Raw genomic sequence first — 15,759 nt, 5'->3', positions numbered from 1 at the left:
AATGCCTCTTACCCATCCGGAAACGGAACTGCACAACCCGCAGAGCACCAAGCCGCCGCTTGACCCGCATCTGAAGGCGCTGGAAAACGAAGCGATCCACATCTTCCGCGAAGTGGCCGCCGAGTTCGAGCGTCCTGTCATGCTCTATTCGATCGGCAAGGATTCCTCGGTGCTGCTGCACCTGGCGCGCAAGGCCTTCTATCCCGGACGCGTCCCCTTCCCGCTGTTGCACGTCAACACCGGCTGGAAATTCGCCGAGATGATCGCGTTTCGCAACGAAATCGTGAAGCGCTATGACCTCGACCTGATCGAGCACGTCAATCCGCGCGGTGCTGCGGAAAACGTGACGCCGTTCAGCCACGGTTCGGCGCTCTATACCGACATCATGAAGACCGAAGCCCTGCGCCAAGCGCTCGACGCCGGCCAGTATGATGCCGCCTTCGGTGGCGCACGCCGCGACGAAGAGGCTTCCCGTGCCAAGGAACGCATCTACTCGTTCCGCACCCCCGACCACCGCTGGGATCCGCGCAACCAGCGTCCCGAGCTCTGGAACGTCTATAACGGCATGGTGCGCAAGGGTGAGAGCGTACGCGCCTTCCCGCTGTCGAACTGGACCGAGGTCGACATCTGGCGCTACATCCAGGCCGAAGACATCCCGATCGTGCCGCTTTATTTCGCCAAGAAACGCCCGGTCGTCGAACGCGACGGTATGATGATCCTTGCCGAGGATCCGCGTCTCGAACTGCTGCCCGGCGAAACCAAACGCGAGGAAGTGATCCGCTTCCGCACGCTCGGCTGCTTCCCGCTGACCGGCGCCATCCGCTCCGAAGCCACCTCGCTCGACGACATCATCTCCGAACTTGAAACCGCGACCGTATCCGAACGTCAGGGCCGCGCCATCGACCGTGACCAATCCGGCTCGATGGAAAAGAAAAAACGCGAAGGATATTTCTGATGACCGCACCAGCAACCGCGAATGCCGTTCAGGAAGACGCAGCCGGCCAGGTTCTGGCGTTTCCGGCCGCCGAAACGGCACGCGCCACGCGCGACAGCCGGCCCCTTCGCCTCATCACCTGCGGCTCGGTCGACGATGGGAAATCGACGCTGATCGGCCGGCTGCTCTGGGACACCAAGGCGGTCAAGGAAGACCAGGCGGCGACTCTCAGGCGTGATTCCAGCGGCAAGCAGAACGATCTAGGCCTGCCGGACTTCGCGCTGCTGCTCGACGGTCTCCAGGCCGAGCGCGAACAGGGCATCACCATCGATGTCGCCTATCGTTACTTCTCAACCGACCGGCGCTCCTTCATCGTCGCCGACACGCCCGGCCACGAGCAGTACACCCGCAACATGGCAACCGGCGCCTCGACGGCCGATCTCGCAGTGCTTTTGGTCGATGCCCGCGTCGGCCTGCTCGAGCAGACCCGGCGCCACGCGACCATCGCGACGTTGATGGGCATCAAGCAGTTCGTCCTGGCCGTCAACAAGATCGACCTTACGGACTATGACCGGGCCCGGTTCGAACAGATCAGCCACGAGTTTCGTGAGCTGGCGCTGTCGCTGGGCGTGCGCCAGGTCACGGCTATTCCGCTTTCGGCGCTGAAGGGCGAAAACGTCGTTTACGACGGTCGAGCCTCCATGCCCTGGTACGACGGCCCCACACTGGTCGAAGTGCTTGAGCTGGCGACGACACGGTCGTCCCAGACGGTCGGCTTCCGCCTGCCGGTGCAGCGCGTCTCCCGTCCGGGCGAGAGCTTCCGCGGCTACCAGGGAACGGTTGCCGGCGGCTCGGTGAAGCCGGGCGACAGCGTCGTCATCCTGCCTTCGGGCATGGTCGCCAACGTCACCAAGATCGTCACCTTCGACCTCGTGCGCAATGCGGCGGTGGCAGGCGACGCCATCACGCTGGTGCTCGACCGCCAGGTCGATGTCTCGCGTGGCGACATGATCGTTGCCATCGACAGCCAGCCGCTGACCGGCCTTGCCTTCGACGCCCAGATCGTTGCGCTGCAGGCGGACGGCATCCAGCCGGGCAAGCGTTACTGGCTGAAAAGCGGCAGCCGTCGCCAGCGCGTCCAGGTTCAGCCCGCAAGCCAGCTGGACCTGAAGACCGGCAAGTGGGAACCGGCCGAGCAACTGCCGATGAACGCCATTGGCAAGGTTCACCTGGCCTTCGACGAACAGGCGATCTTCGACCCTTACGAGCAAAACCGGACGACGGGCGCCTTCATCCTGATCGACCCCGACACCAACAACACGGTGGCCGGCGGCATGATCACGGCCAAGCGCTCAGCGCTCGGCGGCATTCATACCGAAGATGCGCGCGTAATCCTGTCGCTGCCCGCCGATCTTGCCGACCAGTTGATGGCAACCGAGCTGTTTGCGGCTCGGCGTGAGGATGCGGAAGTTCGCCGCGTCAGCGCAGGCAAGGCAAGCGAGATCATCGATACGATCGACGGGTGACCGGCAGCCACCCATGACCAGAAAAGGGCCCACGAGGCCCTTTTCTTTTCGACCGATCTGCACGACGCCCCGGTGAATTGCGCCAACGCATCTTCCCGAAATTGACTGCTGCTCTACCTTCCCTGGACCGGGAAGGAGGAGCGGCCATGATGCTGGACCATGAACGGGAAGACGCACCGCGACGGGGCTTTCTTGGGCGGGCCGTGACGATCGAGGCTTTCGCGCGGAAGTACCGGCTCGACGCGGAGGAAACAAGACGGCTTCAGGGCCAGTTCGGCCCGACAGCCGGCGAGATCGAGTTGCTGCAGGCTGCGCGGCGCAATGGCATGCCGGAGGAATAATATCGACTTGCGCTCTAATGCTTTAAAATTGCCGCGTGTTTTCGTCCCTCAATCGATTCCGATTTAAGGAATGCGGCATTCACGACCGCTGCTCGATGCTCGGAAGAACCATCGTCAGCGGCGCAGGATCGGCGTGCTGCCAAAGCTGGTAGCCGACCACGCTGCCGAGAATGGCAGACCATATGGCGATCTCGCGGAATGTGAATATCGGTTCCTTCAACATCTGAGCCTCACGGAGAGAACGATTCTTGAAGGCAATATCGCCCTTGTTGTTCACTCCGATAAGACGTCGCCGAGTGAACAGGCCGTTTCCAATTGAACAGCAACTGGCCCGATCACGAGGTGCGCATGCGGTTCCTGGCCTCTGCGCTCGAAGCATGCCTTCATCGCAGCCTCTTGCCGATCCGAAAGATGTCATCGCTCGGATAACCGCCCGCAAACGTCTGCCGGGCCACCCTGTGCCGAAACAGCACACAGAATACAATTGCTTCACCTTGAGCAGCGGCCATAAAATTTGAGGGTTTAAATATGCCGATGCATTTGTAAGTTGGCCGCATCGGTCATGATGATCGATAGGGCTGTTTCACCGTTTCCAAACGTCGTGGGACAGTCCGCCTGACCACTGCTCCTTCCAGACATTGATCGCACGACAAAAAGGGCCCTTGCGAGCCCTCTCCTGTCATTCAAGACATGTTTCCCGATCAGCGGACGCTGACCGCCGGCTCGCTACTCCCGTCTTCCGTACCGGGTGCAAAGCAATTGGCAAGCAGCGCGCCGGAAATGTTGTGCCAGAGCCGATGCCGACCTCGTACGGGCGCTTGGCGACTTCCTTGAAATCGTCGAGCGAAATCGTGAGCCCCATACCGAACACGACGATGCCGAGCAACGTGACGATGTAGGGCGCGATGAGGGCTGTCCAGGCGCTAGACCTGGTTGCTTCGGCGCGCGTCAAAAGACCTGCCGCGTGCCGCAAACATCGTGCCGATCACGCCCTGACAGCCGACACAAACGAGACGCATCTGGACATCAGCCGCATCATGCGGATATCAGGCAGGTCTGACGCGACAACGCGCAGGATCTCAAGGAGACGAAGATGACCACGGACAAAAAACCGGAAACGGCCGTGACTATCGAAAAGCGCGCGAATGGCAAATGGTGCTTTGTCGTAAAGTATCGCGGCGTCACCCATCCGGCGCAAGGCAACTTTTCCTCGATGCTGCAGGCGCAAGCAATCGGCCAGTCCGTGCTCAAGGCTCTGGAAAAGCAGGGCTGAGCAATCCGGCTGAGATATAGCCGGCAGCAGACCTGCCCGCACCGGTCAGACTGGCCCCGCTACTCGACCCGGCTGGACGCGCCGACCCCGGAAACGGCACGGAATCGCTGCCGTTTTTTTCCTGATTGAAAGCATCAGTGTGCGGACGTCGTCTGTGGAAGGGAGCCGCGACTATTCTGTCGCCGATCGGATGATGTTGCAGAGACCATCGCGCACGATGTCCTTGGAGGTCATCTGCCCGGCCTGAATATCGAAGATGGCATCGACGCGTGTGCCGGCGCCGCGCTTGCGAGCGACGACCCGCAACGTTTGTATGCGGCCGGAACCGGTCGTTTCCTGAAATGCGTCGACGGTACCTAACGATTTATCGACCTTGATGCCCGAGAACCCTTCGGCGGCAACGCCTTGAGCCAATCGCTGCAAAGCGGTTTCAGGTTTCAGCTTGGCGAATTCCTGCCAGGTCTTGTAGCTGATGGCCGTGACCAACGGCACACCGGATACCTTGAAATTCTTTTCGCAACTCTGTGCCTGCGCCAACCCATGGCTCGCCAGAACCATCGCCGATGCGGCTATTGCCCGCCTGATCAACATTCCCCCACCTTTCGATAAGCACGATGATGTAGCGACCGAGACTACAACCCTTAGTTATGGGGAAACAAGCCGAAGATCGAGTCACGCACGGATATTCGACAAACGGCGCAATCGGGCTGCAAAGTGCGCGCCCTCCTCCATGGCCTGGAGGAAATGTCGGGTGAGAAAGCGGATGGGCTGCCTGCGCAGAATTTGGAGCGGGCCTATCCGCGTGCGAGACGAGCCTTCTGCAAGGCAACGACTTGCGTGCCCTGAAAAAGCATGCATTGCCGCGCATCGAAATGCGGTCCGGGGCAGAATGGGGAATTAAAGGATTTATTTAGCTGGTCGGAGTGAGAGGATTCGAACCTCCGACCCCCACGTCCCGAACGTGGTGCGCTACCAGACTGCGCTACACTCCGTGACCAGCGGCGCCTCTATAGAACAGGCATTTGGATTGCACAAGCGCCTATTGCGAAAAACATTCTCGGTCACGACAATAAAGACTAGGACCAGTGGAAAACTGAGGCGGGAACCGTGATCCGCCTTCTCTTTGCTACGGCCTTCACACCAAATATCGGCCACAATCGACGACGATCGCTGCCGAGCGAGACGCCCCTTGACGGGGATTGTCTGCGTTGCTTGTCTAATGCGCCGGCTTCAGGGGATTGCCCGCCATCGCCAAGGAGTACGTCAATGCCGCCGATCCGATCTGTTTCGCTTGCCGCGATCGTCGTTGCCGGCCTCGTGCCCGGCACGGCGGGTGCCGATATTGCAGCCCCCTGGGGTTTCGAAGTGGATCTATCCTTCTCACAAGCCGCAGCAAGCAAACTTCAGGCGCTCAAGGAAGGGGTCGTGATTGCTGCCTATTACTCCGGCGAGCCGGCGCCGGGCGCCGAAGAGCACGCCGACCAGATCGGCATGATCGATCTCGGCGAAGACAGGACCGAACGAGACGGCGAACCGGCGACGGTGGCAATTCCGGGCAAGGGCGATATCGAAGCAAAGCTGCATTGGGTCAAGGACGGTGAGCCTCTCGTCAACATCAACGTCTACTCCGCCCGTCGCAGCGGCCCGGACAACCTGCTCGACTGCGATGTCTACGACGGCCCGCTGAAGGCGATTGCCGGGAGCGCTACCAAGATCGGCTGCAAGTTGATCGGCGAATAGGCCGCACAGCAGAGCTGCCCTCGCCGGACGCATCGGAGCAGAGCGCGCCCGCGCAGCACGCAAAGAGTGTTAACGCCCCACCAGGGGCATTGCTCACCAGACCTTTCGAGAAGAGCTGTTCGAATCGGTTTGCCGCAACCGTTCCCATGTGCATGGCGGCGGACGAAGGGGCCGGAAACCACTCTAGCCATTCAGTTTGCCGTGAGGCTGCGAGGCCAAGTAGGGCCTTTCTGCAACGCTTCGCATTTTCCTGAAATAGAATGCAGACAGCGGATTTTCTTTGCAGGCTTTTGGCGCTAGAGGCTCAGCGGAAAGCGCGCAAACTCAGGGGATTGAGGCCGGCGCGCCATGCCTATTTCCGAACGAGAGCCAAAGGGACGAAAACATGAACTTCCGCATGATGACGGTGGCAGGCGTCGCGCTTGCGCTCGCAGGCTGCACCACGACGACGGCGATTTCGAGAAACGCGGTCGAATCCCGCTGGCTCGGTCAGCCGGCCGGCGGCTTCTTTGCCCAGTTTGGCCCTCCGCTCTCCGACGTCGAAAGCGGCAGCTCCACCGTCTACAACTGGAAGGGCGGCTACAAGACCCGCAAGGTTCCGGCCCAGTATGAAACCGGCAAGGACGGCAAGCGCGGCAAACGCATCTCCTCGGCCCGCACGGAGTATCTGAGCTGCTCGGTGCAGCTGACAGTCTCTTCCGACTACGTCATCCGCTCGATCCGCCTCCTCGGCGACCACAAGCGCGCCGACGGCCCAAGCTGGTGCGAAGAATTCCTCGGCGGCGCTAAGCAGGAAAAGGCGGCTACGCCGGCGAGCTGATAGTAAAGCGCATCACAAGGAAGACATTCCAGACCCGCCAGCGTCCGTTGGCGGGTTTTGTGTTTCGGCGCAGCTAGCGGAGTGAACGACCCGCGCAGCGCGGGCTGACTCCGCCGAAACGACCATGCTCGTTTCCGGCAGGGACAAATACCCGCACAAGAGCGCCAACCTACCTTGAGCAGATGAATAACGGTGGCTGGCGGGTCTCTGTCCCGGTGCCGCGCGATTTCGTCAAGGTGATAGGCAGGACACGACTGAAGCGTTCTCTCGACACTCACAGCCAAGCAGAGGCGACCAAGCGGAAGCACGCAGTCGTTGCTGAGTTCTTACAAAGTATCGAGGAGGCACGCTCTGGGCGAGTCAGCCATACCGCCATCGAGGGCAGCAGCGTGAGCGCCTCCAACAAGCAAGACGTGACCAGCTTGGCGCTCGACCTTCGGAGCATTCTGATGATCTGGTTCATCTCAAGTGTCCTGCTAGGCGTGTCGCCCTAAGCACTGAAAGGATGTCGACTGCTCACCTCGCGATCGTCGGAACCTCCTCCTTCGCATCAAGCACTTGTACAGTTCGGATGAACAGCGAGCGAAATTTCTCCCAGAAGTTCCCACCAAGCACTGGGAAGCTTGCCAGGAAGATCAAGTCGCCTATCAATTGGAGTTGCCAAAGGTTGGGACGAAGTGCGGGCCATGCAGCGTCAATATAAGGTTCGAGTACTGCGGCCATCAGTGGGACGAGGAACATCACCAAGCCGATATTGTAGCGCAGCGGCCCGACGATGCTTTCAGGCGGGAGGCGAAACGCTCCGAAGATCGCCCCCTTGAGCTGCTGAAACCCCGGTTTTCCCATGACCGCCACGGTCATCAATATGACCACCTTGTTCCAGATGAAGATTATCCCGGTGGCTGTCGCGATGGTCGCGGCAGAAGCCCCGGCCCACGCCAGTGCTGGTACTAACAGCCACGCAGCTCCTACTAAACAGAGCAACAGAATGCCGAGTTTGAATCGCCACGTTGCCTTGCCCGGCTCGATACGTTCCGCAGTGTGGCCTGCCATGGTTCAATCTCCCTAGCGTGTCTTCCGCTCCAGTTCCTCTTGAGGGAAAGAATGCGGGACTACAGGTGATCAGTCCAGCTCGTACGGTGGGAACTTCTCCAGCTCCTCTGCCACGTCTGTTGATTTCCACTGATGGGTTGGATGCCCCTCCCACCGGCATCGCAGTGTGCCACGATGTTGATGCGTTACGTCATCAACAGAGGACGAGGAGGCATCCATGCAGGAAGTTAGCATCGTCGGTGTCGACCGGCTCTGCGATCTCGCGGCTGGACATGGTGAGGACGGAAGGCGCAGTTTGAGGTACATAACGCGGTACAAGCCGAGGCACGCGCCGCCTTCTAAGTCATTGATTTATATGGCATAAAAATATGTGGCTGGGGCGCCAGGATTCGAACCTGGGAATGCCGGTACCAAAAACCGGTGCCTTACCGCTTGGCGACGCCCCAACAGAATTGCCGAGAACATTCTCGCCAAATCGAGCGCCTGATTATCAAAGCTCGTGCCGCGTCACAATGATTAAGTTTGCGGTTTGCGCGGTTTTGTTCGGCTTTGTTCACGCGCGTGCGCCGCGCCTTCGGCGAAAGGCCGGCGTCTGACGCCGAAGCGCCCTTCCCTTCGCCACCATCCCCTCCTATTCTCCGGCGTGAATGGAGACCTCTATGAGCCAGTTTCGCGCCCGTCCGCCTGCCGTGCCCAGCATTCTTCTCGACGACGCGATGGTGCGCATTACCCGATGGGACTTCGAACCCGGCGCCGATACCGGTCACCATGTCCATGGGCTCGGCTATGTCGTCGTGCCGATGACCGATTGCCAGTTCCTGCTGGAAGAAGCGGGCGGCAGCCGCCGGGTGGATATCGCCAAGGGGGCTGCCTACCGGCGCGAGGCCGGCATGGCGCATAATGTCGTCAATGCCGGCAGCGAGCCGATGTCCTTCATCGAGATCGAATACAAGTGAAGGCCAGGAAAAGACGCATGCATGGCCCCGACTTCGATCTCGACTTCAAGCCGGCGCATGGAGAGGCCGTCACAGTTGCCGACGGAATCCAACGCATTACCGTCAACAACCCAGGGCCATTCACCTTTCACGGCACCAACAGCTATATCGTCGGCGGACGCTCGGTGGCGGTCATCGATCCAGGGCCCGACGACGAAGCGCATTTCCGGGCGTTGATGTCGGCGCTTGCGGGCCGGGAAGTGACCCACATCGCCGTCAGCCACACGCACCGCGATCACTCGCCGCTGGCACAGCGCCTCAAGGCCGCGACGGGCGCAACGATCGTCGGCGAAGGGCCGCATCGGGCCGCCCGCCCCTTGCATGAAGGCGAGATCAACCCCTTCGCCGAAAGTTCCGACATGGAATTTTCGCCCGACATCGTGCTTGCCGATGGCGGGCGGATCGAAGGCGACGGCTGGGCGCTGACAGGGCTCGCCACCCCGGGCCACACCGCCAACCACATGGCCTTTGCGCTCGAGGGCACCGGCACCGTCTTTTCCGCCGATCACGTCATGGCCTGGGCGACGACGATCGTCGCGCCACCGGATGGCGCCATGGCGGACTACATGCTCTCGCTGGAGACATTGCTTGAGCGCGACGACCGGCTCTATCTGCCCGGGCACGGCGGCCCCGTCATCGAACCGGCCTCGTTTCTCAGGGGCCTGCGCGCCCACCGCCGAATGCGCGAACGTGCGGTGCTAGAGCGCGTACGTGCCGGCGACGGCAAGATCCCCGACATGGTCAAGGTGATCTACGCCACGACAGACGTCAGACTGCATGGCGCGGCCGCCCTCTCCGTGCTGGCGCACCTGGAGGATCTGGTAGAACAGGGGCGTGTCGAGACCGACGGGCCGCCTTCCCTTTTTGGCGACTATCGGCTGGCGCCCGGAGGTACCGGCTGACTATGCGGCAGCAACCCCATGGCTACCGCAGCGATCCGTCGGTGCCGGACTTTCCCGACGATCGTCCGGTGATCGTCTTTGACGGCGAGTGCATATTCTGCTCGGGCTGGGTGCGCTTCATGCTGCGCCACGACCACAAGGCACGCTACCGTTACCTGACGGCGCAGTCGCCGCTCGGCGGGGCGCTCTACCGGTACTATGGCCTCGATGACCACAATTATGAGAGCAATATCCTGATCGAGGATGGCATCGCGCGCTTCAAGTCCGACGGATCGATCCGCACGCTTGCAGGTCTTGGCCTGCCGTGGTCGCTGATAAACATCTGCCGTATCCTGCCAGCCGCCCTTCGCGATCCGCTCTACGATCTCGTTGCGAGAAACCGTTACCGGATCGCCGGGCGCCGCCAGACCTGCATGGTGCCAACAGCGGAAGAGCGCGGGCGCTTCATCGCATGAAGAGCAACGCCGCTGAAAGCCTGGCCCATCGGCAAAGCCTCTACCGACAGGTTCTCGGCAAGGATTGGGATCGCCTGCCCTCAGCGATCCGCAGCTTGCACGAGATGTCGGAGGGAAACGCCACATTCAGGGGACGTGCGGTCGTCGAACGCGGCCGGGGGCCATTTGCCCGTCTCGCAGCCTCTATCGCCGGTTTTCCCGCGGCCGGGGAGGATGTCCCAGTGGAGATCCGCTTCGCATGCGTCGATGGTCGCGAGGTGTGGACCCGGCGCTTCGGCGACAAGGTTCTGCGCAGCTCACAGCGGCCAACGGAAGGCCGCGAGGAACGATTGCTCGCCGAGCATTTCGGACCATTTCGCATCCTCTGCGCCCTAGAGCCCGAGGAAAACCGCCTGCACCTGAGGGTTCGAGGCTGGTCCTTCCTCGGTCTCCCGCTCCCGCTATTCCTGGCGCCGGGCGGCCGGACGTTCGAGGAGGATCGCGACGGCCTGTTTCACTTCCATGTGGAGGTCGAAAGTCCGATGACCGGGTTGATCGTACGGTATCGCGGCTGGCTCAAGCCAGCGGACCAGCCGACAGCGCCGATCGCGAGAGAAACGCTTCCCAAGTCCGATAATCTCGGCGCCCTCGCGCACGACTGAGGCGTTCGGCCTGTCCTGATCAGTCGCCGGCAATGCCGAGCAGCTCCGCATCGAGAGCGCGCAAGAACTGGTCGGCGAAGGCAGCGCCGATGCCGAGGTCGTGCTGGCCGTAGCGGGACGCGACGCGCAGATCGACGAAGGTCGTTTCCGCTTCTTCGCGCAGGCGGATCAGCACGTCGAAACGAAAACCGGCGATCAGTGTGCGCCATTCTCCCTGGAGCACGACATCGCTGGACCGCCGTCCCGGAATGGCGCCTTCGAGCGCGATCTCCGGCCGCGATTCCGGCACGGGTACATTCTCCGGCTCGACAGCGGCGTCCGCCCCGGCATTCGGCCGGACCGCCAGATCCTCGAGATCGGCGCGGGTATTTTCGACGCCGAGTTCCTGGGTAATCCCGACACGCGTTTTCTCGACGACGTTGCGCACGCCCTGGAAAACGCGGTCGAGAGCGCCGTCGTAACGCCGTCCGGTCAGGCCGGGATAGGCGACGATCTGCGCTTCACGATCTTCGGGAGTGACGGTCGGGTTGCGTTTCAGCCAGCTTTCCTCCGTCTGCGGTACTTTCAGCCAGGGTGGCGGCGTCACCGTATCGGTGCTGACATCATAGATCGCCGGACGAGTCAGGTATTGTTCGACACCAAAGCCGATAAAACCGAGGGTCGGCGCGGCATAGACAAGGGCGGAAGCCGAGGCGAGCCCGCCGACCGCGGCGACCTGCCAAAGTCGCGCGAGCCCGACGACGGCAAGTAGGACCCCAAGCAGAGCGAAAACACCGGAAAGGCCGACCAGGCCGAGGAAGTGCGGCGTCGTCAACGGGCCGAAGCGATGCGCAGCCAAGGACAGGGCGAAGATCGCAAAAGCGATGCGGGCAAAGCGGCGCGCCCAATGGGCGGCATGGGAATAGGGGCGCTCGTACCGGACCATCATGTAACGGAATCAATCCCCTGCATCGAAACAGATCCGCATTCTTAGACCATGGCCGGGGCCGTGAAAACAGGCAATAGAATTGACAAGGAAGCATGGGGTGGGCGCGTCAGGACCCTTGCCGCAAAATCGCCATTCTCGTTAACCACCTATCAGACATTAGGAATATGCCCCACGGCGGCAAAGACCGCAGGGAACAGTCAACCGGAGGCAATGGCCGACGGCTGGGAAGTGATCCAGCACGGCAAGACGGAGAGACATCATGGTCGCATCGCAAGCAGCCGTGGCAACTGCCACCCACGCAGCACCGCCCTCACCGGCTGACACCGGCATACCGATGGCGCTGCTGGAGCTTGAGCTTTCCCTCGACGGATTCTCCGGCAGCAAGGATGATTTCACCGCCTTCATCCGCACGGTTGCCGACAATGTCGGCGGCGAATTCCTCTTCGCGCTCCCCGCCTCCGGCCTGATCGAGAATTGCCTGAGTATCGCGGTCCTTCGCCTCGGCGAAACGGAGGGCGAAACGTCGCCAATCCTGTTCGTCTGCCTCGAAGAGGAAGGCTCGACGATTCGGCTCGAGCATCCGGGCGAGGCCACCCAGGACCTGAAAAGCTTTGCCGAATCCTTTGTCGGCGTGCTCGAGCGGATGTAAAAATCGAGGCGTACGGAAACGGATTGACGGCTGTCCGCCGGCAGGCCCACCATGGTTCCATGCGATTGAATCGTGAATACAAAATCCTTGTGGTGCGCACATGCCGGAACGCCGGCGTCTGGCCGAGCGTTGCGCCGACGTTTCGGTCGGCGATTGCACGCTCCGCCCTGCCGGTCTTCTTGGCAATACCCGAAAAAATCAGGGTGGACACGACAGCCCGCCATGCGGCAGAGCTCTGTTCTGCAGGCGGCGGTAAAGAGCTGAGCGACGCGGCATGTCCGACCTCCTGACAAGGACGAGGTCAGCGCACAAGCAAAGACGGTCTTTCGCCGAGCCGATCTGCATCCGCTCAGGAGGCATGAATACGATGAAGACCAAACTGCTGACCCTTTGCGCCGTCGGGCTTTTGCTTGCGGCCTGCCAGACGATGACCCCGCAGGAGCGGCGCGCCGCCGATGGCAATACCTGCGCCTCCTACGGCTTCCGTCGAGGAACAGACGCATTTGCCACCTGCCTGCAGCGCATCGAGCTTGACCGCCGCGCCGAGTCGCGCGCCTTCCGCTATAACAACGATGCGATGATGTGGGGCTGGAACCGCCCTGTTGTGATTGCGCGCCCGGTCATCGTGCAGGCGAATTAAAGTCAGAAGCCATGTGGCGACGCCCCGAGGTACCTCCGGGGCGTCGATCCTGTAGGCTGCGTCGGACGGCCCTACGCCTTGCCGTTGATAGCCGCCTGTGCGGCGGCGAGTCGGGCGATCGGCACGCGGAAGGGCGAACAGGAGACATAGTCGAGGCCGGTTTCTTCGCAGAAGCGGATCGAGGCTGGATCACCACCATGCTCGCCACAGATGCCAAGCTTCAGGCCGTTCTTGGTCCTACGTCCGCGCTCGGCCGCGATCTGGATCAGTTCGCCGACACCGTCGAAATCGAGCGAGACGAAGGGGTCCTGCTCGATGATGCCCTTCTGCTGATAGGTCGCGAGGAACTGCGAGGCGTCATCGCGCGAAATGCCAAACGTCGTCTGGGTCAGGTCGTTGGTGCCGAACGAGAAGAAGTCTGCCGCTTCAGCGATCACATGGGCGCGAAGCGCCGCGCGCGGCAGCTCGATCATTGTGCCGACGAGATAGTCGATGTCGATGCCGGCTTCGCCGATCACCGCCTTTGCCACAGCATCGATGCGCTCCTTGACGTAGTCGAGTTCGGCACGCAGGCCGACGAGCGGCACCATGATTTCAGGCACGACGGGAGCACCGGTTTCGCGTGCGGCCTCAACCGCTGCCTCGAAGATGGCGCGGGCCTGCATCTCGGCAATCTCCGGATAGGAGATGGCCAGACGACAACCACGATGGCCGAGCATCGGATTGAATTCGTGCAGCTGGTCGACACGTTGGCGCAGGGCTGAGGGATCCAGCGACAGGACGCCGGCGACATCGGCGATTTCCTCATCGGTCTTCGGCAGGAATTCGTGCAGCGGCGGGTCGAGCAGGCGGATCGTCACCGGCAGCCCGTGCATGATGGAAAACAGCTCGACGAAGTCCGATCGCTGCATCGGCAAGAGCTTGGCAAGCGCGAGGCGTCGGCCGGCCTCGTCTTCCGCCAGGATCATCTCACGCATGACATTGATGCGGTCGTCCTCGAAGAACATGTGCTCGGTGCGGCAAAGGCCGATGCCCTCGGCGCCGAAGGAGCGGGCAGCGCGCGCATCGGCCGGCGTTTCAGCATTGGTGCGCACCGTCATGCGGCGGCTGGCATCCGCCCAGGCCATGATCTTGCCAAAATCGCCAGAAAGCTCCGGCTGAAGCATGGCGATCGCGCCTTTGAGCACCTGGCCGGAAGAGCCGTCGATGGTGATGATGTCGCCCTTCTTCAGCGTCACGCTCGGCGTGATCAGCAATTCGTTGCGCAGGTCGACGCGGATGCCGCCGGCGCCTGAAACGCAAGGCGTGCCCATGCCGCGTGCAACCACTGCGGCATGGCTGGTCATACCGCCACGGGTGGTCAAAATGCCTTCGGCGGCGTGCATGCCGTGAATGTCTTCCGGGCTGGTCTCGATGCGCACGAGGATGACCTTGCGGCCTTCCTTGTCGGCCTGAACGGCCTCTTCCGAGGTGAAGACCATTTCGCCTGTCGCAGCGCCCGGCGACGCCGGCAGGCCGGAGCCGATGATATCGCGGCGCGCATGCGGATCGATCGTCGGGTGCAGCAATTGGTCGAGCGAGGCGGGATCGATGCGAGCGACCGCTTCGTTCTTCGAGATCATCCCCTCCTCGGCCATATCGACGGCAATCTTGAGCGCAGCCTTGGCTGTGCGCTTGCCGGAGCGCGTCTGCAGCATCCAGAGCGTACCGCGCTCGATGGTGAATTCGAGGTCCTGCATGTCGCGATAGTGGCGCTCGAGCTTGTCGCAGATGGTGCGGAATTCGGCAAAGGCCTCCGGCATCAGCTTTTCCAACGACGGCTTGTCGGAGCCGGAGGCAATGCGGGCAGCCTCGGTGATGTTCTGAGGCGTGCGGATGCCGGCAACGACATCCTCGCCCTGGGCATTGACGAGGAACTCGCCGTAAAGCTCGTTCTCACCGGTCGACGGGTTGCGGGTAAAGGCGACACCGGTCGCCGATGAATTGCCGAGATTGCCGAAGACCATCGCCTGGACATTTACCGCCGTGCCCCAGGCCGCGGGGATCGAGTGCAGATGGCGGTAGGTGATGGCGCGCGGGTTCATCCAGCTGGAGAAGACGGCGCCGATGGCGCCCCAGAGCTGGATTTCCGGATCCTGCGGAAATGGCTCACCGAGCGCTTCCTCGATCGCTTCCTTGTAGCGGCTGATGACATGCTGCCACTCGACCGCGGAAAGCTCGGTATCCTGCTCGTGGCCAAGGCGTGCCTTCTCGTCTTCGAGGATCTCTTCGAAAACATCATGGTCGACGCCCATGACGACGTCGCCATACATCTGGATGAAACGGCGGTAGCTGTCCCAGGCAAACCGCGCGTCGCCGGCGTCGTGACCGAGCGCATGCACCGACTGATCGTTGAGGCCGAGATTGAGAACAGTGTCCATCATGCCCGGCATCGAGGCGCGAGCGCCGGAACGCACCGAAAGCAGCAGCGGACGGTTGGTATCGCCAAAGATCCGCCCAGTGACTTCCTCCATCCGGCGAATGCCTTCGCGCACCTGATCGTGCAAGCCTTCGGGGATTTCGCGGCCATTGTCGAAATAGCTGTTGCAGGCCTCGGTGATAATGGTCAGCCCCGGCGGCACCGGCAGACCGAGGCTGCACATTTCGGCAAGGTTCGCACCCTTGCCACCCAGCCGATCACGATCACCCGCCCGCCCTTCGGCCTTGCCTCCACCGAAGGTGTAAACCCATTTCGTCATGCCTGCTCTCCACCCAGAAACAGTCTTTTATGACGATTTACAGTATATGCTTCGGCCTGGAAATGCACCCGCCGAAGATTTATGCTGCAGCGCATCATTTTTGCGACGGCCGGACGCAAGGCGC

General features: G+C 61.8%; 18 protein-coding genes, 2 tRNA genes and 1 pseudogene. 13 read left to right on the top strand and 8 right to left on the bottom strand.

Features of this window, described 5'->3' with window-relative positions; genetic code table 11:
- Position 1: 1 nt before the first annotated feature.
- The 3 genes from cysD (at position 2) to HT585_RS04435 (ending at position 2,801) form a co-directional block, all read left to right on the top strand.
- Positions 2-955, top strand: a complete 954-nt coding sequence (gene cysD, locus HT585_RS04445; RefSeq protein WP_176351775.1) for a sulfate adenylyltransferase subunit CysD — start codon at positions 2-4, stop codon at positions 953-955.
- The gene (cysN, locus tag HT585_RS04440) at positions 955-2,460 is read left to right on the top strand and encodes a sulfate adenylyltransferase subunit CysN (RefSeq protein ID WP_176351774.1); all 1,506 of its coding nucleotides are present in this window, start codon (positions 955-957) and stop codon (positions 2,458-2,460) included. Before cysD ends, cysN begins: the two co-directional genes overlap by 1 nt.
- A 146-nt stretch (positions 2,461-2,606) precedes the next feature.
- Positions 2,607-2,801, top strand: a complete 195-nt coding sequence (locus HT585_RS04435; protein ID WP_173419268.1) for a hypothetical protein — start codon at positions 2,607-2,609, stop codon at positions 2,799-2,801.
- A gap of 79 nt (positions 2,802-2,880) precedes the next feature.
- On the opposite strand, the gene HT585_RS04430 is transcribed toward HT585_RS04435, so the two are convergent.
- Together HT585_RS04430 and HT585_RS04425 are read right to left on the bottom strand one after the other, a co-directional pair.
- Positions 2,881-3,024: a hypothetical protein gene (locus tag HT585_RS04430; RefSeq protein ID WP_173419267.1), complete on the bottom strand. Its 144-nt coding sequence runs from the start codon at positions 3,022-3,024 to the stop codon at positions 2,881-2,883.
- 570 nt (positions 3,025-3,594) lie between these two features.
- Positions 3,595-3,714, bottom strand: a pseudogene (locus HT585_RS04425) (bile acid:sodium symporter family protein); the annotation flags it as partial.
- Positions 3,715-3,894: 180 nt separating this feature from the next.
- On the opposite strand from HT585_RS04425, the gene HT585_RS04420 reads away from it, so the two are divergent.
- A complete protein-coding gene (locus tag HT585_RS04420; protein ID WP_176351773.1) occupies positions 3,895-4,074 on the top strand; it encodes a hypothetical protein in 180 nt (59 codons plus the stop codon).
- A 171-nt stretch (positions 4,075-4,245) separates the two neighbouring features.
- Here HT585_RS04420 and HT585_RS04415 read toward each other — a convergent pair whose 3' ends face one another.
- Together HT585_RS04415 and HT585_RS04410 are read right to left on the bottom strand one after the other, a co-directional pair.
- Positions 4,246-4,665, bottom strand: a complete 420-nt coding sequence (locus HT585_RS04415) for a hypothetical protein (RefSeq protein ID WP_176351772.1) — start codon at positions 4,663-4,665, stop codon at positions 4,246-4,248.
- 324 nt (positions 4,666-4,989) lie between these two features.
- Positions 4,990-5,066 (bottom strand) — tRNA-Pro (locus HT585_RS04410).
- A gap of 274 nt (positions 5,067-5,340) precedes the next feature.
- Between HT585_RS04410 and HT585_RS04405 the strand changes: the two genes are divergently transcribed.
- The 3 genes from HT585_RS04405 (at position 5,341) to HT585_RS32225 (ending at position 7,128) form a co-directional block, all read left to right on the top strand.
- Positions 5,341-5,814 (top strand): hypothetical protein, encoded by a 474-nt coding sequence (locus HT585_RS04405; protein ID WP_176351771.1) that lies wholly within the window; start codon positions 5,341-5,343, stop codon positions 5,812-5,814.
- 385 nt (positions 5,815-6,199) lie between these two features.
- Positions 6,200-6,634, top strand: a complete 435-nt coding sequence (locus tag HT585_RS04400) for a hypothetical protein (RefSeq protein WP_176351770.1) — start codon at positions 6,200-6,202, stop codon at positions 6,632-6,634.
- Between the two features lie 182 nt (positions 6,635-6,816).
- Positions 6,817-7,128, top strand: coding sequence for a DUF6538 domain-containing protein (locus HT585_RS32225; protein WP_425513714.1), 312 nt, complete (start codon positions 6,817-6,819; stop codon positions 7,126-7,128).
- Between the two features lie 22 nt (positions 7,129-7,150).
- On the opposite strand, the gene HT585_RS04395 is transcribed toward HT585_RS32225, so the two are convergent.
- Complete coding sequence (locus HT585_RS04395) at positions 7,151-7,687, bottom strand: transporter suffix domain-containing protein (RefSeq protein WP_176351769.1); 537 nt, start codon at positions 7,685-7,687, stop codon at positions 7,151-7,153.
- A gap of 371 nt (positions 7,688-8,058) precedes the next feature.
- Positions 8,059-8,133, bottom strand: a tRNA-Gln gene (locus HT585_RS04390).
- Positions 8,134-8,346: 213 nt separating this feature from the next.
- Between HT585_RS04390 and HT585_RS04385 the strand changes: the two genes are divergently transcribed.
- From HT585_RS04385 to HT585_RS04370, 4 genes are read left to right on the top strand one after another with little or no spacing between them, the layout of a single operon-like run.
- Positions 8,347-8,643, top strand: a complete 297-nt coding sequence (locus tag HT585_RS04385; RefSeq protein ID WP_176351768.1) for a cupin domain-containing protein — start codon at positions 8,347-8,349, stop codon at positions 8,641-8,643.
- 17 nt (positions 8,644-8,660) lie between these two features.
- Positions 8,661-9,584 (top strand): MBL fold metallo-hydrolase, encoded by a 924-nt coding sequence (locus HT585_RS04380; protein ID WP_176351767.1) that lies wholly within the window; start codon positions 8,661-8,663, stop codon positions 9,582-9,584.
- Between the two features lie 2 nt (positions 9,585-9,586).
- A complete protein-coding gene (locus HT585_RS04375; RefSeq protein ID WP_176351766.1) occupies positions 9,587-10,039 on the top strand; it encodes a thiol-disulfide oxidoreductase DCC family protein in 453 nt (150 codons plus the stop codon).
- Positions 10,036-10,680: a DUF4166 domain-containing protein gene (locus tag HT585_RS04370; RefSeq protein WP_176351765.1), complete on the top strand. Its 645-nt coding sequence runs from the start codon at positions 10,036-10,038 to the stop codon at positions 10,678-10,680. Before HT585_RS04375 ends, HT585_RS04370 begins: the two co-directional genes overlap by 4 nt.
- A 19-nt stretch (positions 10,681-10,699) precedes the next feature.
- On the opposite strand, the gene HT585_RS04365 is transcribed toward HT585_RS04370, so the two are convergent.
- Positions 10,700-11,608, bottom strand: coding sequence for a DUF1499 domain-containing protein (locus HT585_RS04365; protein WP_176351764.1), 909 nt, complete (start codon positions 11,606-11,608; stop codon positions 10,700-10,702).
- Positions 11,609-11,867: 259 nt separating this feature from the next.
- On the opposite strand from HT585_RS04365, the gene HT585_RS04360 reads away from it, so the two are divergent.
- Positions 11,868-12,257: a hypothetical protein gene (locus HT585_RS04360; RefSeq protein ID WP_176351763.1), complete on the top strand. Its 390-nt coding sequence runs from the start codon at positions 11,868-11,870 to the stop codon at positions 12,255-12,257.
- A gap of 358 nt (positions 12,258-12,615) precedes the next feature.
- Entirely contained in the window at positions 12,616-12,897 is a 282-nt protein-coding gene (locus HT585_RS04355) for a hypothetical protein (RefSeq protein ID WP_176351762.1), read from the top strand.
- Between the two features lie 71 nt (positions 12,898-12,968).
- Here HT585_RS04355 and ppdK read toward each other — a convergent pair whose 3' ends face one another.
- The gene (gene ppdK / locus HT585_RS04350; protein WP_176351761.1) at positions 12,969-15,635 is read right to left on the bottom strand and encodes a pyruvate, phosphate dikinase; all 2,667 of its coding nucleotides are present in this window, start codon (positions 15,633-15,635) and stop codon (positions 12,969-12,971) included.
- Positions 15,636-15,759 lie beyond the last annotated feature (124 nt).

This window comes from Ensifer oleiphilus, from assembly GCF_013371465.1.
In the GTDB taxonomy this organism is placed as follows: domain Bacteria; phylum Pseudomonadota; class Alphaproteobacteria; order Rhizobiales; family Rhizobiaceae; genus Ensifer; species Ensifer oleiphilus.
Note: the sequence above shows the minus strand (reverse complement) of the source record. Positions and strands in the feature narration are given on the sequence as shown.